General features: G+C 74.2%; 21 protein-coding genes. 13 read left to right on the forward strand and 8 right to left on the reverse strand.

The window, feature by feature from the left end:
- Positions 1–47 precede the first annotated feature (47 nt).
- The 4 genes from OHA34_RS09855 (at position 48) to OHA34_RS09870 (ending at position 8003) form a co-directional block, all read left to right on the forward strand.
- Entirely contained in the window at positions 48–2525 is a 2478-nt protein-coding gene (locus OHA34_RS09855; RefSeq protein ID WP_329521421.1) for an ATP-binding protein, read from the forward strand.
- Positions 2526–2586: 61 nt separating this feature from the next.
- Complete coding sequence (locus tag OHA34_RS09860; RefSeq protein ID WP_329521422.1) at positions 2587–4866, forward strand: FdhF/YdeP family oxidoreductase; 2280 nt, start codon at positions 2587–2589, stop codon at positions 4864–4866.
- Between the two features lie 82 nt (positions 4867–4948).
- A complete protein-coding gene (locus OHA34_RS09865) occupies positions 4949–7249 on the forward strand; it encodes an ATP-binding protein (RefSeq protein WP_329521423.1) in 2301 nt (766 codons plus the stop codon).
- An 85-nt stretch (positions 7250–7334) separates the two neighbouring features.
- Positions 7335–8003, forward strand: coding sequence for a DUF1707 domain-containing protein (locus tag OHA34_RS09870; RefSeq protein WP_285940798.1), 669 nt, complete (start codon positions 7335–7337; stop codon positions 8001–8003).
- Between the two features lie 24 nt (positions 8004–8027).
- On the opposite strand, the gene OHA34_RS09875 is transcribed toward OHA34_RS09870, so the two are convergent.
- From OHA34_RS09875 to OHA34_RS09885, 3 genes are all read right to left on the reverse strand, one after another.
- Entirely contained in the window at positions 8028–8792 is a 765-nt protein-coding gene (locus tag OHA34_RS09875) for a hypothetical protein (protein WP_285940799.1), read from the reverse strand.
- Positions 8793–8868: 76 nt separating this feature from the next.
- Positions 8869–10326 carry an amidase gene (locus tag OHA34_RS09880; protein ID WP_285940800.1) on the reverse strand — a complete coding sequence of 486 codons (1458 nt, stop codon included), beginning with the start codon at positions 10324–10326 and terminating at the stop codon, positions 8869–8871.
- A 2-nt stretch (positions 10327–10328) separates the two neighbouring features.
- A complete protein-coding gene (locus tag OHA34_RS09885) occupies positions 10329–11363 on the reverse strand; it encodes a D-2-hydroxyacid dehydrogenase (protein ID WP_443029630.1) in 1035 nt (344 codons plus the stop codon).
- A 259-nt stretch (positions 11364–11622) separates the two neighbouring features.
- Here OHA34_RS09885 and OHA34_RS09890 point away from each other — a divergent pair, with 259 nt between their 5' ends.
- From OHA34_RS09890 to OHA34_RS09910, 5 genes are all read left to right on the forward strand, one after another.
- Entirely contained in the window at positions 11623–12105 is a 483-nt protein-coding gene (locus OHA34_RS09890; RefSeq protein ID WP_285941389.1) for a DUF3830 family protein, read from the forward strand.
- Positions 12106–12117: 12 nt separating this feature from the next.
- Positions 12118–12879 carry a maleate cis-trans isomerase family protein gene (locus OHA34_RS09895; RefSeq protein WP_285940802.1) on the forward strand — a complete coding sequence of 254 codons (762 nt, stop codon included), beginning with the start codon at positions 12118–12120 and terminating at the stop codon, positions 12877–12879.
- 73 nt (positions 12880–12952) lie between these two features.
- Positions 12953–13705, forward strand: coding sequence for a maleate cis-trans isomerase family protein (locus OHA34_RS09900; protein WP_285940803.1), 753 nt, complete (start codon positions 12953–12955; stop codon positions 13703–13705).
- A gap of 16 nt (positions 13706–13721) precedes the next feature.
- Complete coding sequence (locus OHA34_RS09905; RefSeq protein WP_285940804.1) at positions 13722–14381, forward strand: GntR family transcriptional regulator; 660 nt, start codon at positions 13722–13724, stop codon at positions 14379–14381.
- 78 nt (positions 14382–14459) lie between these two features.
- Positions 14460–15713 carry an aspartate aminotransferase family protein gene (locus tag OHA34_RS09910; protein WP_285940805.1) on the forward strand — a complete coding sequence of 418 codons (1254 nt, stop codon included), beginning with the start codon at positions 14460–14462 and terminating at the stop codon, positions 15711–15713.
- A gap of 105 nt (positions 15714–15818) precedes the next feature.
- Here the strand turns inward: OHA34_RS09910 and OHA34_RS09915 are convergent, their stop codons facing one another.
- Together OHA34_RS09915 and OHA34_RS09920 are read right to left on the reverse strand one after the other, a co-directional pair.
- Entirely contained in the window at positions 15819–15956 is a 138-nt protein-coding gene (locus tag OHA34_RS09915) for a hypothetical protein (protein ID WP_285940806.1), read from the reverse strand.
- Complete coding sequence (locus OHA34_RS09920; protein WP_329521424.1) at positions 15940–16260, reverse strand: hypothetical protein; 321 nt, start codon at positions 16258–16260, stop codon at positions 15940–15942. The genes OHA34_RS09915 and OHA34_RS09920 overlap by 17 nt, the downstream gene beginning before the upstream one ends.
- Before the next feature lie 72 nt (positions 16261–16332).
- Between OHA34_RS09920 and OHA34_RS09925 the strand changes: the two genes are divergently transcribed.
- Positions 16333–16986: a TetR/AcrR family transcriptional regulator gene (locus tag OHA34_RS09925; protein ID WP_329521425.1), complete on the forward strand. Its 654-nt coding sequence runs from the start codon at positions 16333–16335 to the stop codon at positions 16984–16986.
- 85 nt (positions 16987–17071) lie between these two features.
- Positions 17072–18211, forward strand: a complete 1140-nt coding sequence (locus OHA34_RS09930; RefSeq protein ID WP_285940809.1) for an acyl-CoA dehydrogenase family protein — start codon at positions 17072–17074, stop codon at positions 18209–18211.
- Between the two features lie 9 nt (positions 18212–18220).
- Here the strand turns inward: OHA34_RS09930 and OHA34_RS09935 are convergent, their stop codons facing one another.
- Positions 18221–18880, reverse strand: a complete 660-nt coding sequence (locus OHA34_RS09935; RefSeq protein WP_285940810.1) for a TetR/AcrR family transcriptional regulator — start codon at positions 18878–18880, stop codon at positions 18221–18223.
- Positions 18881–18948: 68 nt separating this feature from the next.
- On the opposite strand from OHA34_RS09935, the gene OHA34_RS09940 reads away from it, so the two are divergent.
- Both OHA34_RS09940 and OHA34_RS09945 read left to right on the forward strand, forming a co-directional pair.
- On the forward strand, positions 18949–20397 hold the full coding sequence (locus OHA34_RS09940; RefSeq protein WP_285940811.1) for an MFS transporter: 1449 nt from the start codon (positions 18949–18951) through the stop codon (positions 20395–20397).
- A complete protein-coding gene (locus tag OHA34_RS09945) occupies positions 20394–20777 on the forward strand; it encodes a cupin domain-containing protein (RefSeq protein ID WP_285940812.1) in 384 nt (127 codons plus the stop codon). Before OHA34_RS09940 ends, OHA34_RS09945 begins: the two co-directional genes overlap by 4 nt.
- A gap of 38 nt (positions 20778–20815) precedes the next feature.
- On the opposite strand, the gene OHA34_RS09950 is transcribed toward OHA34_RS09945, so the two are convergent.
- Together OHA34_RS09950 and OHA34_RS09955 are read right to left on the reverse strand one after the other, a co-directional pair.
- Positions 20816–21961: a CaiB/BaiF CoA transferase family protein gene (locus OHA34_RS09950; RefSeq protein WP_285940813.1), complete on the reverse strand. Its 1146-nt coding sequence runs from the start codon at positions 21959–21961 to the stop codon at positions 20816–20818.
- A gap of 116 nt (positions 21962–22077) precedes the next feature.
- Positions 22078–23907 carry a hypothetical protein gene (locus OHA34_RS09955; RefSeq protein WP_285940814.1) on the reverse strand — a complete coding sequence of 610 codons (1830 nt, stop codon included), beginning with the start codon at positions 23905–23907 and terminating at the stop codon, positions 22078–22080.
- Positions 23908–23941 lie beyond the last annotated feature (34 nt).

A 23941-nucleotide genomic window follows, 5' to 3' on the forward strand; every position in this document is an offset into this window, starting at 1 on the left:
CCCGCCCGCGGACCTGGCGTCCGCGGGCCCCCGACCCCGAGGTGGCCATGACGACATCACTGGCGGCGGGTTCCCCCGATGCCCGCCCCGCGGGCAACCTGCCCGCCGAGGTGAGCAGCTTCATCGGGCGGCGCCAGGACCTGGCCGAGGTGAAGGCCGCGCTCGAACGGTCCCGGCTGGTGACGCTGTGCGGGGTCGGCGGGGTCGGCAAGACCCGCCTCGCGCTGCGCACCGCCGCCGACCTCGGCGGCCGGTTCGCCGACGGGGTGTGGCTGGTCGAGCTGTCGGCGCTGCGCGAGCCGGGCCCGCTGGCCCGCGCGGTGGGCGACGCGCTGCGGCTGCCCGGCGGCTACTCCGGCGACCCGCTCGACCTGCTCGCCGACCATCTCGCCGACCGGCACCTGCTGCTGGTGCTGGACACCTGCGAGCACCTCATCGACGCCTGCGCGACGCTCGCCGAGGTGCTGGCCCGCGCCGCGCCCCGGCTGCGGATCATCGTCACCAGCCGCGAACCGCTCGACGTGATCGGCGAGCACACGATCATGGTGTCGCCGCTCCCCGCCCCCGCTCCCGCCCCCGAGGACGCCCCCACAGACGCCGGCACAGACGCCGGCACCGACACCGGCACCGGGGATTCCGACGGCGAAGCCGACGGCGACGCGATGCGGCTGTTCGCCGAGCGGGCCGCGGCGATGAAGCCCGGCTTCGCGCTGACCCCCGGCAACCGGCGGGCGGTGGCGCGGCTGTGCCACCGGCTCGACGGCATCCCGCTCGCGATCGAGCTGGCGGCCGTCCGGCTGCGGGTGATGTCGATCGAGCAGCTCGACCAGCGGCTGGACGACCGGTTCCGGCTGCTCGGCACGGCCCGCACCAGCCAGTACCGGCACCAGACGCTGCACGCCGCCATCGCCTGGAGCCACGAGCTGTGCACCCCCGCCGAGCAGGCGCTGTGGGCGCGGCTGTCGGTGTTCCCCGGCGACTTCGACCTGGAGGCCGCCGAGCAGGTCTGCGCCGACGCCCCCGTCCCTCCCGCCGACGACGCCCCCGACGGCACGGTGCCCGACGGCACGGTGCCCGACGCCACGGTGCTCGACACCACGGCGCTCGACCCCACGGTGCCCGCCCACGACCTGCTCGACGTGCTGACGCGGCTGGTCGAGAAGTCGGTGGTGCGGTACGAGCGGACGCGGGGCCGCTACCGGATGCTCGACACCATCCGCGAGTTCGGCGCCGAGCTCCTCGAGCAGTCCGGCGGGCGCGACGGACACGCGCGGCGGCACCACCGGCACTACGCCGCGCTGTCCGAACGCGCCGCCGAGGCGCGGCTCAGCGGCGCCCAGCTCGGCTGGGCCCGCAGGCTGCGCGCCGAGGTCCCCAACCTGCGGGCGGCGCTGGAGTGGACGCTGAACACCCCCGGCGAGGCGTCCTCGGGCCTGCGGCTGGCCGCCTCGCTGCGGCACTACTGGTACTCCACCGGCCAGTTCAACGAGGGGCGCGACTGGTGCCAGCGGGTGCTGGCGGCCACGACGGGCGTCACCGCCGAACGCGGCTGGACGGCGTACGGGGTGGGGCTGTTCGCCGTCCTCCAGGGCGACCTGGCCGACGCCGGGCCGCTGCTGGCCGAGGCCGCCGAGGCCGCCGGCACGCTCGGCGACGCCGACCTGTGGGCGCACGCCGTCCACGAGCGCGGCCGTTCGGCGTTCTACGCCGGCGACATCGAGAAGGCGCTCGGGTGCTACCGCGAGACGCAGGCGATCTACGAGCGCGACGGGCACCGCGATCCGGACGCCCTCACGATCTACACCGACCTCGGTTCCGCGCTGGCCCTGCTCGGTGACCTGGACGGCGCGCTGCGCGCCTGCGAGCAGGGGCTGGCGGCGTGCGAGGCGACCGGCGAGCAGTGGGCCCGCGCGTTCGCGCTGTGGATGCGCGGCGCGACGCACTACCTGGGCGGCGCGATCGACGCCGCCGCCCGGGACGCACGCGAGAGCCTGCTGATCGTGGAGGCGTTCAACGACCAGGTCGCCGCCACGATGTGCCTCGACCTGCTGATGGTGTGCGCGGTCTCCCGCGACGAGTACGAGCGGGCCGCGGTCCTCGCCGGCGCCACCGCCGGGATGTGGCAGGCGCTGCGCGCGCCGATCCAGCGCGGGCCGCACTACGCGGGGCTGCGCGACGCCGGGGTCGACGCGGCGCGGGCGGCGCTCGGCGACGAGCGGCTGCGCACCGCGCAGGACGCGGGCCGCGCCCTGCCGGTCGGCGAGGCGATCGCCCTCGCCCTCGACCCGGCCCGCGCGCCCGACCTGCCGCCGCCGCCCGGGTCGGCGGTGACGGTGCTGACCCGGCGCGAGCGGCAGGTCGCCGAGCTGGTCGCCGAGGGGCTGTCCAACCGCGAGATCGCGGAACGGCTGATCATCGCCAAGCGGACCGTCGACTCGCACGTGGAGCACATCCTGGCCAAGCTCGGCGTCAGCTCGCGCACGCAGGTCGCCACGCGGACCGGCCGGCCGGCCCGCACCTCGTGAGCGCCGCCCGCGACGTGCGACAGTGGGACCAGGCCCCGCCCCGACCCCGAGGATGTGCGTGATGAGCCGTGAGGCGCCGCAGGACGACTTCGACGACGCCGCGCTGGAGGTGACCGCGCCCGAGGACTGGGCGGCCGGCGTCCCGGGGGTCGCCGCGGCGCTGCGCGACTCCTACGAGCAGATGGGGGTGCGCCGCACCGCGCTGACGCTGCTGCGGGTCAACCAGAAGAAGGGGTTCGACTGCCCCGGCTGCGCCTGGCCCGAGGGCGACCACCGGCACGTCGCCGAGTTCTGCGAGAACGGCGCGAAGGCCGTCGCCGAGGAGGCCACCACCCGGCGGATCACCCGTGAGTTCTTCGCCCGGCACACCGTGGCGGAGCTGGCCGGGCGGTCCGACCACTGGCTCGGGCAGCAGGGCCGGCTGACCGAGCCGATGATCAAACGGACCGGGTCCGAGCACTACGAGCCGGTCGGGTGGGACGAGGCGGTCGCGCTGGTCGCCGCCGAGCTGAACGCGCTCGGCTCCCCCGACGAGGCGGTCTTCTACACCTCGGGCCGCACCAGCAACGAGGCCGCGTTCGCCTACCAGCTCTTCGTCCGCGCGTTCGGCACCAACAACCTGCCCGACTGCTCCAACATGTGCCACGAGTCGTCGGGGTCGGCGCTGACCGAGACGCTCGGCGTCGGCAAGGGCTCGGTGCTGCTGGACGACCTCTACCAGGCCGACCTGATCTTCGTCGTCGGGCAGAACCCCGGCACCAACCATCCGCGGATGCTGTCCGCGCTGGAGCGCGCCAAGAAGTCCGGCGCCCGGATCATCGCGGTCAACCCGCTGCCCGAGGCCGGACTGATCCGGTTCAAGAACCCGCAGCGGCCCGGCGGGCTGGCCGGGCGGGGCACCCGGCTCGCCGACCGGTTCCTCCAGATCCGGCTGAACGGCGACCTGGCGCTGTTCCAGGCGCTCAACCGGATGCTGCTGGAGTCGGACGCCCCCGGCGCGGTCGACCGCGCCTTCGTCGAGGAGCACACCGCCGGGTTCGCGGAGTTCGAGGAGCACGTCCGGGCGCTCGACTGGGACGAGGTGCTGGAGGCCACCGGGCTGACCCGCGGCGAGATCGCCGCGACGCTCGGCGACGTGCTGGCCGCGGACCGCATCGTGGTGTGCTGGGCGATGGGGCTGACCCAGCACCGCAACTCGGTCCCGACGATCCGCGAGCTGGTCAACTTCCTGCTGCTGCGCGGCAACGTCGGCCGTCCCGGCGCGGGCGTCTGCCCGGTGCGCGGCCACTCCAACGTGCAGGGCGACCGCACGATGGGCATCTACGAGAAGCCCGCCCCCGCCTTCCTCGACGCGCTGGCCGAGGAGTTCGCGTTCGAGCCGCCGCGCGAGCACGGCCTCGACACCGTCGACGCGATCCGGGCCATGCGCGACGGGCGGGCCAAGGTCTTCTTCGCGATGGGCGGCAACTTCGTCCGCGCCACCCCCGACTCGGCGGTGACCGAGGCGGCGATGCGCGGCTGCCGGCTGACCGCGCAGGTCTCCACCAAGCTCAACCGCTCGCACGCGGTCACCGGCGAGCAGGCGCTGATCCTGCCGGCGCTCGGCCGCACCGAGCGCGACGTGCAGGCGGGCGGCGCGCAGTTCGTGTCGGTCGAGGACTCGATGGGCATGGTGCACGCCTCGCGCGGACGGCTCGCGCCGGCGTCCCCGCGGCTGCGGTCGGAGGTCGCGATCGTGTGCGCGCTGGCCCGCGCCACGCTGGCCGGCTCGTCCATCGGCTGGGCCGCGATGGAGCGCGACTACGACGTGATCCGCGACCACGTGTCGCGGGTCGTGCCCGGGTTCGAGGGCTACAACGCCAAGGTGCGCGAGCCCGGCGGGTTCACGCTGCCGCACGCGCCGCGCGACGAGCGGAGGTTCCCCACCGCGACGGGCAAGGCCAACTTCACGGCGAACCCGCTCGAGGTGCTGCGGGTCCCGGAGGGCCGGCTGCTGTTGCAGACGGTGCGCAGCCACGACCAGTACAACACCACCATCTACGGGCTGGACGACCGGTATCGCGGCGTCAAGGCGGGCCGCCGGGTGGTCTTCGTCCATCCGGGCGACCTGGAGGCGCTCGGGCTGGCGGACGGCGCGATGGTCGACCTGGTGTCGGAGTGGTCCGACGGGGTGGAGCGACGCGCCGAGCGATTCCGGACCATCGCGTACGCGACCGCGCGCGGCTGCGCCGCCGCGTACTTCCCCGAGACCAACGTGCTGGTCCCGCTCGACAGCACCGCCCAGGTCAGCAACACCCCCACGTCGAAGTCGGTCGTCGTGCGGCTGGAGCCGGCCGGCTGAGGGTGTTGCCCGCGAGCCCCCTGTCCCGACCGGAACTCCGGCATACGATATGTACGCTCCCCACGTTCCGATCGAGGTGGCCGTGACGGTTCTGGCTGAGAAGGCGGGCGCGGGCAACCTGCCGGCCGAGGTGACCAAGTTCATCGGCCGGCGGCGCGAACTCGCCGAGGCCAAGCAGGTGCTGGCGCGCACCCGGCTGCTGACCCTCACCGGGGTCGGCGGGGTCGGCAAGACCCGGCTGGCGGTGCGGCTGGCGACCGACCTGCGCCGCTCGTTCGCCGACGGGGTGTGGCTGGTCGAGCTGTCGGCGCTGCACGAGCCCGAGCTGCTGCCGCGCACCGTCGCCGACGCGCTCCAGCTCCCCGGCCAGACGGCCGGGGCCCCGCTCGACCGGCTCTCCGACCATCTGGCCGACAAGCGGCTGCTGCTGCTGCTGGACACCTGCGAGCACCTCGTCGACGGGTGCGCGCTGCTGTCGGAGGTGCTGCTGCGCGCCGCGCCCGGCCTGCGCATCCTGACCACCAGCCGCGAGCCGCTCGACGTGATGGGCGAGCACAACCTGATGATCCAGCCGCTGCCGGTCTCCGGCGGCCCCGGCGAGGACGACGCGGTGGCGCTGTTCGCCGACCGCGCCGAGGCGATGGCGCCCGGCTTCGCGCTCAGCGGCGACAACCGCGACACGGTGACCCGGCTGTGCCGCCGGCTCGACGGCATCCCGCTCGCGATCGAGCTGGCCGCGGTGCGGCTGCGCACCATGTCGGTCGAGCAGCTCGAGGCGCGGATCGACGACCGGTTCCGGCTGCTCGGCACCAGCCGCGCGGGCCGCGACCGGCACCGCACGCTGCGCGCCGCGATCGAGTGGAGCCACGAGCTGTGCACCCCCGACGAGCAGGCGCTGTGGGCGCGGCTTTCGGTCTTCCCCGGCGACTTCGACCTGACCGCCGCCGAGGGCGTCTGCGGCGGTGACGAGGTCGCCGCCGACGGGCTGTTCGAGGTGCTGGGCCGGCTGGTGGAGAAGTCGATCGTGCTGTGCGAGCGCGACGGCCGCCGCTACCGCATGCTCGACACCATCCGCGAGTACGGCGCCGAGCGGCTCGCCGAGCTCGGCGAGGGCCCGGCGCTGCGCCGCCTGCACCGCGACCACTACCTCGACCTGGCCGTGCAGGCCCGCAACGCGGCGCTCGGCGCCGACCAGCTCGGCTGGCTGATCAGGCTCCGCGACGAGAACGCCAACCTGCGGGTCGCGCTGGAGTACTCGCTGTCCTCGCCCGACGAGGAGGCCACCGGCCTGCGCCTGACCATCGTCCTCCAGCACTACTGGATGTGCCTGGGGCTGTTCGCCGAGGCGCGGCGCTGGCACGAGCGGGCGCTGGGGATCGCCTCCGCCTCCCCGCGCGACCGCGCCGTGGTCGGCTACGGCGCCGCGATGGTCGCCGTCCAGCAGGGCGAGCCCGACTACGCCCGGCCGCTGTTCGCCGCCGCGCTGGAGGCCGGCGACGACGAGCTGCGGGCGCACGCGCTGCACGGGCAGGCCCTGATCGCCCTGTTCGAGGGGCACCTCGACGAGGCGCGCGCGCATCTGGAGGAGGCCCGCGCCGCGTTCGACGAGATCGGCTACAACGACCCCCTCGCGCTGCTCACCGGGCCGCACCTGTCGACGGTGCTGCTGCTCCAGGGCCTCGAGGACGAGGCCCTGGCCGTCGCGCAGGAGACCGTCCGCGGCGGTGAGGAGACCGGAGAGTGCTGGAACCACTCGTTCGCGCTCTACGCCCGGGGCGCGGCGCACTGGTGGCTCGGCGAGCACGACAAGGCCGTCCAGGACCTGCTGGCCTGCCTGCGCATCAAGGAGTCGCTCGGCGACCAGCTCGGCATCACCCTCGCCCTCGACCTGCTGACCCCGGCCTCGGTGGTGGGCGGCGAGAACGAGCGGGCGGCGATGCTGCTGGGCGCCACCGACACGATGTGGCGGACGCTCGGCGCGTCCGGCCAGTACGGGCCGCACTACATGCAGCGGCGCGCGACGTCCGAGCGGGCGGTGCTGCGGCGGCTCCCGCGGCGGCCGTTCGAGGACGCCAAGCGGCGCGGCGCGGGCCTGTCGGTCGCCGAGGCGATCGCGCTCGCCCGCGGCGAGGCCGCGTCCGACGCCGCGCCCGGGGCGGCCGACGCGCCCGCCGCCGACCCGCTGACCGTCCGCGAGCGGCAGGTCGCCGCGCTGGTCGCCGAGGGCCTGTCCAACCGCGAGATCGCGGAACGGCTGATCATCGCCAAGCGGACCGTCGACTCGCACGTGGAGCACATCCTGGCCAAGCTCGGGTTCAACTCGCGCACCCAGATCGCCACCTGGAACGAGCGCCGCGACCGGGCCGCCGGCCCCCGGGCCTGACCCGCCGCCGGTACCGGCCGCGACACGCCGCGACGACCTGGACCGGCGGCTCCCCGCCGCGCCCCGGCTGCCTTAGGCTCGGTCCATGACGAACCTCCCCGATCGGGCGGACTCCCCCAACCCGCCCGAGATGCGCGCGTCCGACACCGACCGTGACCGTGTCGCGCAGATCCTGCGGGACGCGGCGGGCGACGGACGGCTGACGCTGGAGGAGCTCGACGAGCGCTTGGACCTGGTCTACGCCGCCAAGACCTACGCCGACCTGGAGCCCGTCACCCGGGACCTGCCGGCGGCCGGCTCCCCCGGCCCGTCCGTCCCCGTCACCGGCCGCGCGCCCGGCTTCGCCCCGGTCCCCGACGCCCCCTCATGGAAGAGCGGCGTCGCCGTCATGGCCGAGTTCAAGCGGCAGGGCGTCTGGAACGTCCCGGCGGTCTTCACCGCCTTCGCCTTCTGGGGCGGCGGCAAGATCGACCTGCGCGAGGCCCGGTTCAGCGAGAACGAGGTGCGGATCCGCGCCTTCGCCGTCATGGGCGGCATCGACGTGATCGCCCCCGAGGACCTCACCGTGCACGTCACGGGCATCGGGATCATGGGCGGCTTCGAGCACGACGCCAGCGGCCCCGGCGCCGCCGGCGCCCCCCGGGTGATCGTCTCCGGCTTCTCCTTCTGGGGCGGCGTCAGTGTGAAGCGCAAGGCCCGCCGCGAGGAGAAGCGCCTCCGCAGGGAGCAGCGCCGGCGCGAAGAGCTCGAGTAGCCCGCGAGCGGCCCCGGCGGCCGGTCACCGTGGCGCCAGCTTGCTCCCGGGGTAGGGGCTGAGCAGGGTCTCGCGCCAGGGGCCGTCGAGGTATTCGCGGGCTCGTTTGCGCCAGCTCAGCAGGCGGTGGTCGGGCTCGACCCCGTCGTCCAGGCCGAGGGCGGCGTCGCGGGCCCGCTGGAGGCCGAGGTGGGCGTCGATGCCGGTGCCCCAGAGCGTGACCACCTCGGTGTCGCAGAACTGCACCTCGTAGGCGCCCGCGAGCCGGTGGCCGTGCTCGGCGAGGACCGGGGCCCGCTCCTCGCGCACCGCGGCCAGGTAGTCGAGCGCGGCGCCGGGACGGACCTGGGCGCTCTCGAACAGGTACAGCGGCGCGGCGTAGCCCTCGGCGACCAGGTCCGCCAGGGCCGGGCCGCCGGGGGCCGCGCCGAGCGGGCGGGAGAACGCGCCGTGCCGCAGGTCGTCGATGTCGGATAGGAACAGGTTCTGCTGGACGTCGTCGTAGATCTCCAGCATCTGCCGCCAGCCGCCCTCCCAGCCGCCGTGGCAGTCCCAGAGCGTGACCACCTTGAACTGCGGGTGGCCGGTGATGCCGACCGCGTAGAAGGCGCCCACCAGGTCGATGTCGCGGGACCTGATGGACAGTCCCTCGGTCAGCTCGTGCGCGCCCTCGGCGAGCCGGTCGTCCTCCTGCTTGTAGGCGGTGAGCCAGCGCAGGTACTCCAGCGGCCTGCGCGAGTTCATCGGGTGGAACTCGACCTCTTCGAGCAGGTAGATGCCGCGGCGCACGGGGCCTCCCGAAAGACAAGCAGATGCTTGTTCGGGACACTAGACACTCCGGGGACCCCGCGCAACGGCGGCGCCCCTACGTCCGGGGAAGCGCCGGACGGGCGCCGTGCCACGGCCGGGCCCGCTCGTAGGCCCGGCACGCGGCCAGCACCAGCGCGTCGGAGTGCCGCGGGCCGACCACCTGGAGGCCGACCGGCAGCCCCGCCGGAGTGAAGCCGCAGGGCAGGCTGGCCGCCGGCTGCTGGGTCATGTTGAACGGGTAGGTGAACGGGGTCCAGCTCGTCCAGCGCGGCGAGGCGCTCCCCGGCGGCACCTCCACGCCCGCCTCGAACGCGGCGATCGGCATGGTCGGGGTGAGCAGCAGGTCGTACTCGTCGTGGAACCGGCCCATCAGCCGGCCGAGCTCCATCCGGCCGGCGGTCGCCTCCAGGTAGTCGCTCGCCGAGTACCGGGCGCCCTGCTCGCAGATCTCCCGGAGCCCGGGGTCGAGCTCGGCGCGCTGCGCGGCGGTCAGGTGCTCGACCACCTTGGCGGCGCCGGCGAACCACAGCGTCTCGAAGTCGGCGACCGGGTCGGCGAACCCGGGGTCGACCAGCTCGACCTCGGCGCCGAGGTCGGCGAAGACCCGCGCCGCGGCGGCGACCGGCCCGGCGACCTCCGGGTCGACCGAGGCGAACCCGAGCGTCGGGCTGAACGCCACGCGCAGCCCGCGCAGGTCGTCGACGTCCACCGCGGCGAAGGAGCCGGGCGGCGGCGGGAGCGCCGACCAGTCGCGGCTGTCGTGGCCGCAGACCACGTCCATGAGCAGCGCGGCGTCGGCCACCGTCCGGGTGATCGGGCCGACGTGCGCGAGCGTGCCGAACGGGCTCGCCGGGAAGTGCGGGATCCGGCCGTAGGTCGGCTTAAGGGTGAACGTGCCGGTGAACGAGGCGGGGATGCGCACCGAGCCGCCGCCGTCGGTGCCGAGCGCCAGCGGCGCCATGCCCGCCGCGACGGCCGCGGCGGCGCCGCCGCTGGACCCGCCGGCCGTGCGGGAGGGGTCCCAGGGGTTGCGGGTGATGCCGTCGAGGGGGTTGTCGGTGACGCCCTTCCAGGCGAACTCGGGGGTGGTGGTCTTGCCGACCATGACCGCGCCCTGCTCACGCAGCCGCGCCACCGAGGGCGCGTCCTCGGTCCAGGGCCCGGCGGGGTCGACCGAGCGGGAGCCGCGCAGGGTGGGCCAGTCGCGGGTGATCAGCACGTCCTTGATCGAGACGGGCACGCCGTCCAGCTCGCCGCGGGGCTCGCCGCGCCGCCACCGCTCGGCGGACGCGGCGGCGGCGGTCAGCGCGCTCTCGGGGTCGATCAGGCAGAACGCGTTCACCGCGGGGTCGGCCCGGTCGATCCGTTCGAACACGGCCTCGGCGGCCTCGACCGGGGAGAGCCGCCCGGAGCGGTAGGCCGCCGCGAGCTCGGTCGCGCTCAGGTCGGCGATCGCGGTGTCGCTGGACGAAGCGGTGTCGGTGGACGAAGTGGACGTGGTGGCGCCTGACATCGTCATCCCCTCTGATCTGCGTGCGGGACGGGCGTGGAGGCGGAGCTGACGTAGCCGAGCCGCTTGTCGACGACGTTGCGGAGCGGCTGGTCGTGCCGGTAGCGGTCGAGGTTGTCGGCGAACAGGCGGACCAGGTCGGTCCGCCAGCCGACGACGTCGCCCGACATGTGCGGGGAGACGATCACGTTGGGCAGGTCCCAGAGCGCCGAGGGAGTGGGCAGCGGCTCGTCGACGAAGACGTCCAGCGCGGCGCCGGCGATCGTGCCCGCGCGCAGCGCCTCGACCAGGTCGTCCTGGACCACCAGCGGTCCCCGGCCGACGTTGATCAGCCGCGCGCCCGGCCGCATCCGGGCGAGCGCGGCGGCGTCGATCATGCCACGGGTCGCGTCGGTGAGCGGCGCGGCCAGCACCACGTAGTCGGCCTCGGCGAGCGCCTCGCCGAGCCGCTCCATCGGGAGCACCTCGCCGAGGTCGGGGTCCGCCGCGCGGGCGGTGCGGCCGATGCCGCCGACCCGCAGCCCGGCGGCGCCGAGCCGGCGGCCGATCGCCCGGCCGATCGGCCCGGTCCCGACGACCAGGGCGCGGGCGCCCGTGAGCCGCTCGGTCTCGCGGTGCCGCCAGGTCCGCTCGGCCTGGAGCCGCAGCGTGGTGTGCAGGTCCTTGGCGAAGGCCAGGACCAGGCCGAGGACGTACTCGGCGATCGGCTCGTCGAAGATCCCGCGCGAGTTGGTGACCACCGTGCTGGACTCGACCAGCTCGGGGAACAGCAGCCGGTCGACGCCGGCGCTGGCGATGTGCACCCAGCCCGGCCCGCCCTCCGCGGGCCACGCCCGGCGCAGCGCCTCGGACCAGAAGTCGTACATGAACAGGATCTCGGCGTCCGGTAGCGCCGTTTCCAACTCTTTTTCTCGGACATAACGGACATTTGACATTTGCTCCACCGGGCCCATGCCGGGCGGCTCGTGATCGCCCCGCAGCACCAACACGCTGGGACGGGAGCCCCGAGTGCCGCCTGGATCTGACCGCTCCTGCTCCATCAGTGTCACTTTCCGTAGTGCCGAGTTAACGGGAATGCATCTCCCAAGGCATTGACACGCTAGGAAGCGTTCGTAGGATTGTCAACAATCAGCGTGGCCGCATAGAGCCAGGTGACCACGCTGATCACGTGCTGCAAGACCGTCGCAACCGTTCCCTCAGGCCAGGACGGGTCCCAAGGCGCTCGAACGAAGAGTCCTCTCGGGTGGGCGATCACATCGCCCGCCCCTGTGCACGGGGAGGCCCGGCATGCCGAAGTTCATGTCCATCTCACTGGAACGGCGCGGCGTATCCTGCGTCGCGGAACTACTTGAAAAGGACGCACCCAGGACCTGCGAAGCCGTCTGGAACGCCCTGCCGCTGCTCGGCGACGCCTATCACGCCAAGTACGCCCGCAACGAGGTCTACACGATGGTGGAGCGCTTCGCCCCGGAGGAGGTGGGGCAGGAGAACCCGACCGTCACCCCGATCCCCGGCGACGTCGTCTACTTCTCGTTCCCCGGGGGGATGCTCGACCGGGGGTTCAAGGAGGAGAAGGGGATCCACGAGCTGCCCGGGGTGATCGACCTCGCGATCTTCTACGGCCGCAACAACCTGCTGCTCAACGGTGATGTCGGCTGGGTGGTCGGCAACGTCTACGCGACGATCGTCGAGGGCCTCGACCGGATGGCCGAGGCGTGCAACGACGTCTGGCGCTCCGGCGCGGTCGGGGAACGCCTGGTCTACCGCCGGCACGAGTCCTGAGCGGCGGCCCGAATGACTTTCGACCCCAAGCTGGTCGTCGGCCCGGAGCTGCTGGCGCAGCACGGCATCGGGGTGGTCGCGCCGTTCGACTTCGCCCTCGACCGTGAGCTGTGGCGCTGGACGCCCGACGACGTGTCCCTCTTCATGACCCGGCTCCCCTACGTCCCGGTGCCGGTGACCGTCGAGATGGCCACGGCGCTGTCCGAGCAGCCGATCGTCCGGCAGGCGACCCGCGATGTGCTCGCCCCCGAACCCCTCGCCGTGGCGTACGCCTGCGCCTCGGGAAGCTTCATCCGCGGGGCGGAGGGCGAGCGGACGCTCACCCAGACGATGCTGGGGGCGGGCGCGCCCGCCGCCACCACATCCTCGGGCGCCCTGGTCGAGTCGCTACGGCTGCTCAACGCACGGCGGATCGCGGTCGTCACCCCCTACATCGACAGCGTCACCAGCCGGCTGATCTCCTTCCTCGCGGAGCACGGCATCGAGGTGGTGGCGTCCGTCGGGATGGGGCTGCTCAGCCACATCTGGAAGGTCGGGTACGGCGAGATCGTCAACGCCGTGTCCACCGTCGACCGGCCCGACGCCGAGGCGGTCTTCATCAGCTGCACCAACGTGCCGACCTACGACATCATCGCGCCGCTGGAGAAGATGCTGAACAAGCCGGTCCTCACCGCCAACCAGGTCACGATGTGCTCGGCGTTGCGCGCGATGGGCCGGCCCGCCGCCGGCTCCGACCAGTGGCTGGTGCAGCTCACCCGCCCCACGGCCGCCTGATCGGAGGGCTAGTTTCATGACAAATGGTACATTTGTTGACAATATTTCCGCTGACGGCCCGGACGGAGGATCGATGGGGCCGATCGCCGGCTTCCTCTACCCCGGCTACAGCGCCGAGGACGACTACCCCGTGATCGAGGGGATCCTCGGCGCGGAGGGCCGGCTGCCGGTGGTCCACACGGTCATGCGCGAGGACGCGCACCGGGTCGACGCGCTGCTCGACATCGGCGGCCCCGAGGTGCTGGCCGAAGGAGCCCGCGCGCTCCGCGAGAAGGGCGTGCGGGCCGCGGTGTGGGCCTGCACCAGCGGCAGCTTCGTGTTCGGCTGGGACGGCGCGGCCGAGCAGGTCAAGGGCGTCCAGGAGGCGGCGGGCGTGCCGGCCTCCAGCACCTCCTTCGCGTTCGTCAACGCGGCCCGTCACCTCGGGCTGCGGAAGGTCGCGGTCGCCGCGACCTACCCGGCCGACGTGGCCGAGCGCTTCGTCGAGTTCCTCGGGCACGCCGACATCGAGGTCGTCGCACTGTCCTGCCGCGGCATCGTCACCGCCGCCGAGGTCGGCACCCTCGGCCGGGACGAGGTGCTCGACTTCGTCGCGGCCAACGACCACCCGGACGCCGAGGCGGTGCTGGTGCCCGACACCGCGCTGCACAGCGTGGCCTGGCTCGACGAGCTGGAGGCGCGGCTCGGCAAGCCGGTGCTCACCGCCAATCAGGTGAGCGTCTGGGAGGGCCTGCGCCTCGCCGCCGGGCCACAGGCCGAGCCGCCATCCCGGCCCGGCCTGGGCCGGCTGTTCTCCGAGCCGGCCCGAACCAGCCAACGAAAATGAGGAAAGGGGCCCTCGCATGGGCCGATTGGGCGAGCTTGAACCGGTTCCGCGCAAGTCCACCGTCGAGATCGTCTCCGACGAGCTTCGCTCGGCGATCCTGTACGGATCGCTGGAGCCCGGCGCCCAGCTCGGCGAGGCCGAGCTGGCCGCCAGGCTGGGAATCAGCCGGGGACCGCTGCGCGAGGCGATGCAGCGCCTGGTCCAGGAGGGCCTGCTGCACAGCGAGCCGCACCGCGGCCTCTTCGTGATCACGTTGGACGAGGGTGACGTCGAGGACGTCTACCGGACCAGGCTGGCGATCGAACGGGCCGCCTGCACACTGATCATGGAGCGCAACCGCGGCGAGGCCGTGGTCCGTCTGACCAGGGCCCTCAAGGCCCTGGTCGAGGCGGCCCGGCAGCGCGATCCGGTCGCGATGAGCGACGCCGACCAGGAGTTCCACCAGGTGCTGGTGAGCTCCTCGGGCAGCGCCCGGCTCGAGCGGATGGCGCTGACGCTGCTGGTCGAGACCCGGATGTGCCTGAACGCGCTCCAGGACAAGTACCCCGAGCCCGAGGAGCTGGTCGAAGAGCACCGCCGCCTGGTCGACGCCATCGGCGACGGCGAGGAGGAGCGGCTGCTCAAGCTGATCGAGGAGCACATGACCGACTCCATCGAACGGCTCCGCACGACCTAGTACCCGCACCCTGGATCCCCAGGGTGCGCGCACGACGACATTCGTTGTAGATTGTCGACAATCTACTGGGAGGGACGCATGGCGAAGCTGTCACCCCTGCTCAAGCAGGCCACCCCCGTGCTCGCGGAACGCGGCGAGGGCGTCTACCTGTACGACGAGGAGGGACGCCGACACCTCGACTTCACCGCCGGGATCGGGGTGACCAGCACCGGGCACTGCCATCCGCGCGTGGTGGAGGCGGCCCAGCAGCAGGTCGCCAAGCTGATCCACGGCCAGTACACGACCGTCATGCACCGCCCGCTGCTGAAGCTCACCGAGCGGCTCGGCGAGGTGCTGCCGGACGGCATCGACTCGGTGTTCTACCTCAACAGCGGCAGCGAGGCCGTCGAGGGCGCGATCCGGCTGGCCCGGCACGCCACCGGACGGCAGAACATCGTGGTCTTCCACGGCGGGTTCCACGGCCGCACGATGGGCGCGGCGGCGCTCACCACCGCGGGCACCAAGTTCCGCGCGGGCATCGGCCCGCTGATGCCCGGCGTGGCCGTGGCCCCGTTCCCCCAGGCCTACCGCTACGGGTGGGACGAGGCCGAGGCGGTCCGCTTCGCGCTGCGCGAGCTCGACTACCTGCTGGCCACGGTCTCGTCCCCCAAGGACACCGCGGCCTTCATGGTCGAGCCGGTGCTCGGTGAGGGCGGCTACATCCCGGCGCCGGCCGCGTTCCTGGAGGGCCTGCGCGAGCGCGCCGACCGGCACGGGATCCTGCTGGTCGTCGACGAGGTGCAGACCGGCTACGGCCGCACCGGGCGGTTCTGGGGGCACCAGCACTCCGACATCCGTCCCGACGTGCTCATCACCGCCAAGGGGCTGGCGAGCGGCTTCCCGCTGTCGGCGATCGCGGCGCCCACCTCGGTGATGGAGCGCGCCTGGCCGGGCTCGCAGGGCGGCACCTACGGCGGCAACGCGGTCTCCTGCGCCGCCGCGCTCGCCACCCTGGACGTCATCCAGGACGAGGAGCTGGTGGCCAACTCGGCCAAGATGGGCGCCCGGCTGCACGACGGCCTGCGCAAGGTCGCCGCCGACCACCCACGGATCGGCGACGTCCGCGGGCTCGGGCTCATGCAGGCCTGCGAGTTCACCACGGCGGACGGGGAGCCCGACCCGGAGGCCGCGCAGGGCGCCCACCGGGCCGCCGCCGAGCGCGGTCTGCTCCTGCTCACCTGCGGCGCGTTCGGGAACGTGGTCCGGATGATCCCGCCGCTGGTGGTCGACGCGTCCCAGGTCGATGACGCCCTGGGCCTGTGGGCGGAATCGGTCGCCAGCGTCGTCGGCTGACCTCCGCCTCCGAGGAATGGCACGCCGGTCCCGGACCGGCGTGCCATTTTTTCGTCGGCGCCCGGAACCGCCCGGCGCCGGCCCCTCGCCCGCGCCCGGCCCTCGTCAGCGCCCGGCCCGGCGGTAGACGATCGTCAGGACGATCACCAGCACGACCAGCGCGGCCAGGACGATCGCGCCCTTGATCAGGTAGTCCGCCAGGATCTCGTCGAGGATCTCCGAGCCCTCATCGGCGGCGGCCATCGCGCTCCCCCGTCCCCGTTCCCGGCCGCCCCCGGCCCTGGTCCAGGTGCTCCAGCACCCCGCGGACGGCCAGCCGGCCGAGACCGTCCCGCCGCCCCCTTCCGCCGCCGCGCGGCCGGCCGCCGGCCCAGGCGCGGACCAGCGGCTCGGCGGCCCGCGCCGCCTGCGCCGCCCGCCCGTCCCGGCCGATCCCCCCGCGCCGCTTGAGCATGATCGCCACGGTGAATCCGGCGATGATCAGCAGGGTGACCGCACCGACCATGACGCCGAACCTGATCAGCAGCACATTCATCACCTCGTGCACGTCGCGCCCCCTCCGGGTTATTTAGCACTCCCATGCCAAAACAAGGTAGCACGTCCGTGCTATAAAAGGTCCATGCCCAAGGTCGTGGATCCGGAGGAGCGCCGCCAGGAGATCGCCGAGGCCGTGTTCCGGGTCGCCCGGCGCGACGGCCTCGAACTGGCGTCGCTGCGCAACGTGGCCGAGGAGGCCGGTCTCGCGATCGGCTCGGTCCGGCACTACTTCGCCGGGCAGGCCGACATCATGAACTTCGCGATGAACCTGTTCGCACTGCGCGCGGGCAAGCGGCTGCTCGCCCGCGCGGCCGGGCTGCGCGTCCCCGGTCCGGACGCGCCGCCGGCCGCGCACGTGGCGACCCTGGAGGCGATGTTCGCCGAGGTGCTCCCCATCGACGCCGAGCGCCGCGAGGAGGCCGAGGTGTGGCTGGCCTTCACCACCAGCGCCCGCACCCGGTCCGAGCTCGCCCCGCTCGCGCTGGAGATGCACGACGACCTGCGGCGGGTCATCGGCCGGGTGCTGACCGGCGCCGCGGGCGTCGGGGTGCTCCGCCCCGGCCTCGATCCGGACGAGGAGGCCGGCCGGATGCACGCGCTGATCGACGGGATGACGCTGCACGCCATCCTCCAGCCGGACCGCCTCGGGCCGTCCGGCCTGGCCGCCATGCTGCGGCGGCACGTCTGCGCCATCACCACCGTCCGGGCCGAGGAGCTCCCGCCACTGCCGGAGTGATCCCGGGCGGCGGCCCGGACGCGGCGCCCGGCACCGGCTCCTGTTAGATTCCGAATCTCATTCGAGTCGTTGGAGGAGCCGGCGCATGAGTCCCTGGAACACCCCCGAGCGCGCCGCGCTGCGCCGGCTGGTCCGCGAGTTCACCGCCCGCGAGATCGTGCCGTTCCTCGCCGGCTGGGAGGAGGCCGGGGAGCTCCCCCGCGAGCTGCACCGCAAGGCCGCCGGCGCCGGGCTGCTCGGCGCCGGGTTCCCGGAGGCGGCGGGCGGCTCGGGCGGCGACGTCCTGGACGCGCTGATCGTCGCGGAGGAGCTGATCCAGGCGGGCGGCTCGGGCGGCGTGGTGGCCTCGCTGTTCACGCACGGGATCGCGCTGCCGCACCTGGTCGCGTCCGGCGACGCCGGGCTGATCGACCGGTTCGCCCGGCCGGTGCTGGCCGGCGAGATGATCGGCGCGCTCGGCGTCACCGAGCCCGGCACCGGGTCGGACGTGGCCGGGATCGCCACCACCGCGGTCCGCGACGGCGACTCCTACCTGGTCGACGGCGCCAAGATCTTCATCACCTCGGGGGTGCGGGCCGACTTCGTGACCACCGCGGTGCGCACCGGCGGGCCGGGCTTCGGCGGGATCTCGCTGCTGGTCGTCGAGAAGGGCGCGCCGGGCTTCACCGTCTCGCGCGCGCTCGACAAGATGGGGTGGCTCTGCTCCGACACCGCCGAGCTCTCGTTCGCGGACGTGCGGGTGCCGGCCGCCAACCTGATCGGCCCGGAGAACGGCGGCTTCCTCCAGATCGTGCAGAACTTCGTGTCCGAGCGGCTGTCCCTGGCCGTCCAGGCGTACGCGACGGCGCAGCGGTGCCTGGACCTGACCCTGGAGTGGGTGCGGGCCCGCGAGACGTTCGGCCGGCCGCTGGCGTCCCGCCAGCTCGTCCGCCACAAGATCGCGGAGATGGCCCGGCAGGTCGACGTCGCCCGCGCTTACACCCGATCGGTCGCCGAGCGGCACGTCGCGGGCGAGGACGTCCTGACCGAGACGGCCTACGCCAAGAACACCGCGGTGTACGCGGTCGAGCACGTGGTGCACGAGGCCGTCCAGCTCCACGGCGGGATGGGCTACATGCGCGAGTCCGAGGTCGAGCGGCACTACCGGGACGCGCGCATCCTCGGTATCGGCGGCGGAACCAGCGAGATCATGAACGAGATCGTCGCCAAGCGGCTCGGCCTCTGACCCCCGCCCCTAGCGGGCGGCGAGCAGGCCGTCGACCAGGGCGCGGAGGCCGTCGCCGTAGGTGTCCTCGGCGGTCAGCGGCGCCCAGCGCCCGGCCACCGACGCCAGCCGGGGGAACGGCTCCGGGTCGATCTCGGCGAAGACCCGCTCGCGGTAGGTGGGCTTGCCGGCGTCCGCGCGGCGGCGGGCGGCGGACGCGCGGATGATGATCTCCCCGGCGGTGTAGTACCAGATCGCCCGGTAGGCGTGCACGGCCCGGTCGAGGGTCAGGCCGGCCTGGACCGCGGCGTCGACGATGTGCTCGCTGTACCAGAGCGCGGAGACCGACAACAGGTCGTCGGCGGTGAGCACCTCGGCGATCCACGGGAGGCCGGCCAGCCCGTCGCGCAGCGCGGTGGCGACGGCGACGATGCGCTCGCGCGGCTCGGCGGGCGGCTCGGGCCGGGGCAGCCGCGCCGCGTAGTCGTCGAGCAGCAGCAGGAGCAGCTCGTCCTTGTCGCGGACGTGGTGGTAGAGCGCCATCGGGGTGCAGCCGAGCTCGCGGGCGAGCCGCCGCATGGTCAGCTTCCCGGCGCCCTCGGCGTCCACCACCCGGTGCGCCGCCTCGACGATCTCCTCGCGGGAGATCCGCGGCGGGCGGCCCGTGGTGCTCGTTCGCTCGGTCGGCATGCCCTCATCATCGCCCATCCCGGGACCCCGGAGTCGACAACGGGGATCGTCACGACTACTTTTCTTACATGTATAAAAACTCACGGGGGCGGCCCGGGGCGGTGCTGGCGGCGGTGGCCGTCGCACAGTTCGTGGTCGCCCTGGACATGTCGGTGGTCAACGTCGCACTGCCCTCGATCCGGGGCTCGCTCGGGTTCGCGCCGGTCGACCTGGCCTGGGTCGTGCACGTCTACGCGCTCACGTTCGGCGGATTCCTGCTCCTCGGCGGCCGGGCCGCCGACCTGTACGGGCGGCGCCGGCTCTTCATCGGCGGGCTCGCCGCGTTCGGCGCCGCCTCGCTGGCGGGCGGCCTGGCGCAGGCGCCGTGGCAGCTCATCGCGGCGCGGGCGGCACAGGGGCTGGCCGCGGCGGCGCTGGCCCCGGCGGCGCTGGCGATGCTGACCACCACCTTCACCGAGGGGCGCGCGCGGGTGCGGGCGCTCGGGGTCTGGAGCGCGGTGAACGCGGCGGGCGGCGCGCTCGGCGTGCTGGTCGGCGGGCTGCTGACCGAGTACGCGGGCTGGCGCTGGGTGATGCTGGTCAACCTGCCCATCGTGGCCGGCGCCCTGGTCCTCGCGGCCGGGTGGACGGCCCCGGACGGCGCGCGGCGGCGCGAGCCGCTGGACGTGCTCGGCGCGGTGCTGGCGACCGGCGGGATCGGGCTGCTGGTGTTCGGCGTCGTCCGGACCGACCGGTCCGGCTGGGCGTCGGCGGCGACGCTGGGCACGCTCACCGGCGCGGCGCTGCTGCTGGTGGTGTTCGTGCTGGTGGAGGCCAAGGTGGCGAAGGCTCCGCTGCTGCGGCTCGGGCTGCTGCGCAGCCGCTGGGTGGCCGGCGCCAACGCGTTCGTCTTCCTCGCCGCCGCGGGCCAGTTCGCCGCGTTCTACTTCGTCTCGCTCTATTTGCAGCAGGTTCTGCACCTGGGCTCCGCGGCGACGGGCGCGGCATTCCTGCCGTTCTCGTTCGGCACCGTCGTCGGCACGGTGCTGGCCACCCGCATCGGCGCGAGCCGCACGCCGCGGGCCTCGTTGATCCCGGGCGGGCTGCTCGCGGCGGCCGGGTTCGGCTGGTTCGCCCTGATCAGCCCGGACGGGAGCTTCCTGGCCGACGTGCTCGGGCCGTCCCTGGTGGCCAGCGTGGGGCTCGGGCTGTGCCTGGCGCCGGTGGCCGCCGCGGCGACGACCGGGGTGGCTCCGCGCGAGGCGGGCATGGCCTCGGGCGTGCTCAACAGCGCCCGCCAGCTCGGCGGGTGCGTGGGACTGGCCGCACTGGCGACGATCGCGGCCGGCCACGCCGAGCACGCCGGGTCCGGCCCGGCCGCGCTCGCCGGCGGCTACGCGCTCAGCCTGGGCATCGCCGCCGTCCTGTACCTGGTCGCGGTGCTGGTGGCCATCGTCGTGCTCCCCTCGCGCCGCCCCGCCACCGCCCCCTCCCCCGTTTCCATCAAGGAAGACCGACTGGAAGGAACCCTGTCATGACCCTCACGCCGATCGATCTGTTCGCCTCCGCGATCCACTTCCACCCGGACGGGACCGTCCGCGCCGGCGAGCGCCGGATGACCACCGACCCGGGCGGCTGGCAGATCGCGGCGTTCCATGTGGAGACCGACGCCGACGTCCACGCCGACCATTGGGAGATGCACCCGGCGGCCGACGAGACGGTGTGCTGCCTGGCCGGCGGCGCCCGGCTCATCCTGCGCGCCGAGGAGCCCGGCGGGGAGGAGGAGCCGGTCGCGCTGCCGGCCGGGACCGCGGTGATCGTCCCGCGCGGGCGGTGGCACCGGATCGAGCTGGACGAGCCGTCCGACCTGATGTCGGTGACGCTGCGGCGCGGCACGGTCCTGGAAAGGCGGGGCTGAGCCGGAGGGCTCAGGCCCGGGGGCTCAGGCCCGAGGGCTCAGGCTTGGGCGACGGCGCCGGAGGCGATCAGGTCTTCGGCGTCGTCGAACCCGAGGTCCGTGAGCACGTCGCGGCTCTGGCCGCCGGGCAGCACCGGGACGCCGTCGGTCTCGGTGCCGGTGCGGGAGAAGCGCGGCGCCGGGGCGGGCTGGTAGTGGCCGCCGCGCTCGACGAACACGTCCCGCTCGGTGTTGAGCGGGTGCTCGGCGGCCTCGGCCATCGACAGCACCGGCGCCACGCACGCATCGCTCGGGAGGAACACCTCGGACCACTCGTCGCGCGTCCTGGCCTTGAACGCCACCGCGAACCGCTCGCGCAGCCCGGGCCAGCCGTCCTGGTCGTGCTGGCCGGGCAGGTCATCGGCGCCGTCCAGGCCGATGCGGCGCAGGAACTCGGCGTAGAACTGGGGCTCGATCGCGCCGACGGCCATGTGCTTCCCGTCGGCCGTCTCGTACACGTCGTACCAGGGGGCGCCGGAGTCGAGCATGTTCACGCCGCGCTCGTCCTTCCACAGGCCGCCCGCGAGGAAGCCGTGGATGAAGGTGGACAGGTGCGCGGTGCCGTCCACGATGGCGGCGTCGACGACCTGCCCGCTGCCGCTGACCTTGGACTCCAGCAGCGCCGACAGCACCCCGACGACCAGGTACATGCTGCCGCCCGCGAAGTCGCCGAGCAGGTTCATCGGGATCTGCGGCGGGCCGCCGGCCCGGCCGATCGCGTGCAGCGCGCCGGTGACGGCGATGTAGCCGACGTCGTGGCCGGCGCTCTGGGCGAGCGCGCCCTCCTGGCCCCAGCCGGTCATCCGCCCGTACACCAGCCTGGGGTTGCGGGCCAGGACGTCGTCCGGCCCGAGACCGAGGCGCTCGGTGACGCCGGGCCGGAAGCCCTCCAGCAGGACGTCGGACTTCTCGGCGAGGCGGAGCACGACCTCCCGGCCCGCGTCGCTCTTGAGGTCGATCGCGATCGACCGCTTGCCGCGGTTGGTGAAGTCGGTGCCGCCGGTCGCGCCGCGCGTCGCGGCGGAGGCCCGGTCCACCCTGATCACGTCGGCGCCGAGGTCGGCGAGCAGCATCGCGGCGAACGGGCCCGGCCCGATCCCGGCCAGTTCGATCACCCGTACTCCGGAGAGCGGACCCTTGCCCATTGCGACCCCTTTCACCGGCGCCGGTCCCGCCGACTCCGGCTGAATCTCGTTCGGTACGCCTCCAGTCTGCCCGATCACGGTAAGCGGGCGCTGACCGACCCTGATCCCGGGAGCGGTCAGCGGGGGGCCTCCTGGAAGAGCGGCATGGCCCGCCGGTGGTCGTTGCGCGCGAGGAGCGTGACCCTCCCCGCGGGTGGACGGTCCCCGGCGGGGCCGCGGGCGATCAGCAGGCCGCCCCTGACGGCGGGCCGCGCGAACGGTCCCCGCGCGGTCAGCGCGGCGACGCGCCGGCTGGCCGCCGCCAGGTAGTGCCAGCGGCCGTTCGGCGACCGCCACCAGGCACCGGCGGCGATGTCGCGCTGGAGGCGGCTGCAATCCCAGGTGTCGGCGTGCCGCCCGGCGAGGACCGCGCCGCGCGTGTCGAGCAGCAGCGCGTACGTGGCGCTGCCGCCGTCGCCGAAGGCGTACCGGGTGCAGACCCAGCGGCCCGGACCGCCCCTGTCGGGCAGGGCGCCCGACCAGAACTCCCACGCCGTCGCCGACTCCACGTCCCCGCGCCCTCCGGCGGATCGGGACGCGGGGCCGGCGGGGGCGGCGTGACCGGCGGGGGCTGCGGGAGTGCAGCCGAGCCGGCCCCACAGCGCGAAGCCGGCGGGCGCCGCCTCGGGCGCCGAGTCGATCTGGTGCGGGCCGAGGCGGCGCACGGGCGCGGGCGGCGGCGGCTGGAAGAGCAGGTTCGCCGACTGGAGGTCCCCGAGGTCGGCCATCGTGTACGGGCGGCCGTGCGCGATCTCCGGCTGCCGCAGCTCGAACACCGGGCCGCGCCAGCAGCCGCCGCGCGCGGCGGCGGCGACCTCGCCGGTCAGCCCGTCGGTGAGGGGCACCCTCCGCCAGCGCGCCCGCTCCGCGCCGAGGGCGGCGGCGCGGAATCCGGTCACCCAGGGCGGGACGAGGTAGCGGGCGGGGGCGACCTTGAGGGGGCCGGCGCCGCCGGGCAGGAGCCGTCCCTCAGGGAAGATCTCGATCCGGCGGCCTCCCGGGGCGGCGGTGTAGCGGGCGACCCGTTGCGCGTCGTGCAGCAGCGCCACCCGGGACGATCCGATCGTCCCGGCGTAGAGCAGTTGCGGGTCGCGGTCGGGCGGCCCGGCGTCCGCCCCTCCGCGCGCCTCGCGGGAGACCCCGGTGCCGCCGGTGCCGCCGGTGCCGTTCCAGGCGGCGAGGGCCTCGGCGACGAGACCGGCGTCGTTCGCCAGATCGCCGCGCGCGGGCCAGGCGTCCAGGTCGAGGCGGGTGGTCCGGTGCCACTCGCCGGGCCCGGTCCGGGTCACCCGGTCGGGCCGCCGCGCGGCGGGGCCGGACGTGCGGGCCGATCCCAGCCCGCCGTCCAGCAGGACCGTGCCCCCGGCGGCGAGGACGACCGCGACCGCGCCGGCGACGAACACGGGACGGCGCGGGCGGGCGAATCGCCGCCGCCGCCCGTACAGGCTCGCGATGGTCGGGTCCAGTGCCGGCCTGCCGGGCAGTTCGTCCGGGGTGAGGGGCGGGATCTCCAGATCGAGGAGGGCGGCGTCGCGCAGCGCCGCGTCCGGATCGGCGACGCCGAGCGCCTCCAGCCGTCCGCGCACCGACGTGCCGGGCAGCTCCTCCAAGTGCCGCAGCACGTAGGCAGCCCGCGCCTGCGGGGTGAGGCGGGCGAGGGCGCCGGCCAGCGCCGCGTCGCGTTCCGAGGCGGCGGCCGGACGGGCCCGCAGCCAGGGACCGAGCCGTACGCCGGCCCGTCCCTGCGGCCTCATCGCGGCCCGGAGGACGCGGTCGCGCAGCCGCGCGTAGACCTCGTCGATCTCGCCGGGACGGCCGTCCCGGGGGCGGCTGTGGTTGACGATCCAGTGCGCGGCGACCAGGCGGTCGTGCTGCTCCAGCTCACCGGGCAGCACAAGAAAGGCCATCCGGACAAGGCGTCGATAGCGCCTGTTGAGCACG

The sequence above is a fragment of the Spirillospora sp. NBC_01491 genome, from assembly GCF_036227065.1.
GTDB classification, from domain to species: Bacteria; Actinomycetota; Actinomycetes; order Streptosporangiales; family Streptosporangiaceae; genus Spirillospora; species Spirillospora xylanilytica.

What these genes read in the sequence shown, in the direction of transcription:
- OHA34_RS09930 (WP_285940809.1), top strand. Translation starts at nt 17,072, where the DNA reads ATGAGTCCCTGGAACACCCCCGAGCGCGCCGCGCTGCGCCGGCTGGTC.
- OHA34_RS09915 (WP_285940806.1), bottom strand. Translation starts at nt 15,956, where the DNA reads ATGGCCGCCGCCGATGAGGGCTCGGAGATCCTCGACGAGATCCTGGCG.
- OHA34_RS09945 (WP_285940812.1), top strand. Translation starts at nt 20,394, where the DNA reads ATGACCCTCACGCCGATCGATCTGTTCGCCTCCGCGATCCACTTCCAC.
- OHA34_RS09855 (WP_329521421.1), top strand. Translation starts at nt 48, where the DNA reads ATGACGACATCACTGGCGGCGGGTTCCCCCGATGCCCGCCCCGCGGGC.
- OHA34_RS09880 (WP_285940800.1), bottom strand. Translation starts at nt 10,326, where the DNA reads ATGTCAGGCGCCACCACGTCCACTTCGTCCACCGACACCGCTTCGTCC.
- OHA34_RS09935 (WP_285940810.1), bottom strand. Translation starts at nt 18,880, where the DNA reads ATGCCGACCGAGCGAACGAGCACCACGGGCCGCCCGCCGCGGATCTCC.
- OHA34_RS09910 (WP_285940805.1), top strand. Translation starts at nt 14,460, where the DNA reads ATGGCGAAGCTGTCACCCCTGCTCAAGCAGGCCACCCCCGTGCTCGCG.
- OHA34_RS09870 (WP_285940798.1), top strand. Translation starts at nt 7,335, where the DNA reads ATGACGAACCTCCCCGATCGGGCGGACTCCCCCAACCCGCCCGAGATG.
- OHA34_RS09900 (WP_285940803.1), top strand. Translation starts at nt 12,953, where the DNA reads ATGGGGCCGATCGCCGGCTTCCTCTACCCCGGCTACAGCGCCGAGGAC.
- OHA34_RS09905 (WP_285940804.1), top strand. Translation starts at nt 13,722, where the DNA reads ATGGGCCGATTGGGCGAGCTTGAACCGGTTCCGCGCAAGTCCACCGTC.
- OHA34_RS09925 (WP_329521425.1), top strand. Translation starts at nt 16,333, where the DNA reads ATGCCCAAGGTCGTGGATCCGGAGGAGCGCCGCCAGGAGATCGCCGAG.
- OHA34_RS09940 (WP_285940811.1), top strand. Translation starts at nt 18,949, where the DNA reads ATGTATAAAAACTCACGGGGGCGGCCCGGGGCGGTGCTGGCGGCGGTG.
- OHA34_RS09890 (WP_285941389.1), top strand. Translation starts at nt 11,623, where the DNA reads ATGTCCATCTCACTGGAACGGCGCGGCGTATCCTGCGTCGCGGAACTA.
- OHA34_RS09885 (WP_443029630.1), bottom strand. Translation starts at nt 11,363, where the DNA reads ATGGAGCAGGAGCGGTCAGATCCAGGCGGCACTCGGGGCTCCCGTCCC.
- OHA34_RS09950 (WP_285940813.1), bottom strand. Translation starts at nt 21,961, where the DNA reads ATGGGCAAGGGTCCGCTCTCCGGAGTACGGGTGATCGAACTGGCCGGG.
- OHA34_RS09955 (WP_285940814.1), bottom strand. Translation starts at nt 23,907, where the DNA reads ATGGCCTTTCTTGTGCTGCCCGGTGAGCTGGAGCAGCACGACCGCCTG.
- OHA34_RS09860 (WP_329521422.1), top strand. Translation starts at nt 2,587, where the DNA reads ATGAGCCGTGAGGCGCCGCAGGACGACTTCGACGACGCCGCGCTGGAG.
- OHA34_RS09895 (WP_285940802.1), top strand. Translation starts at nt 12,118, where the DNA reads ATGACTTTCGACCCCAAGCTGGTCGTCGGCCCGGAGCTGCTGGCGCAG.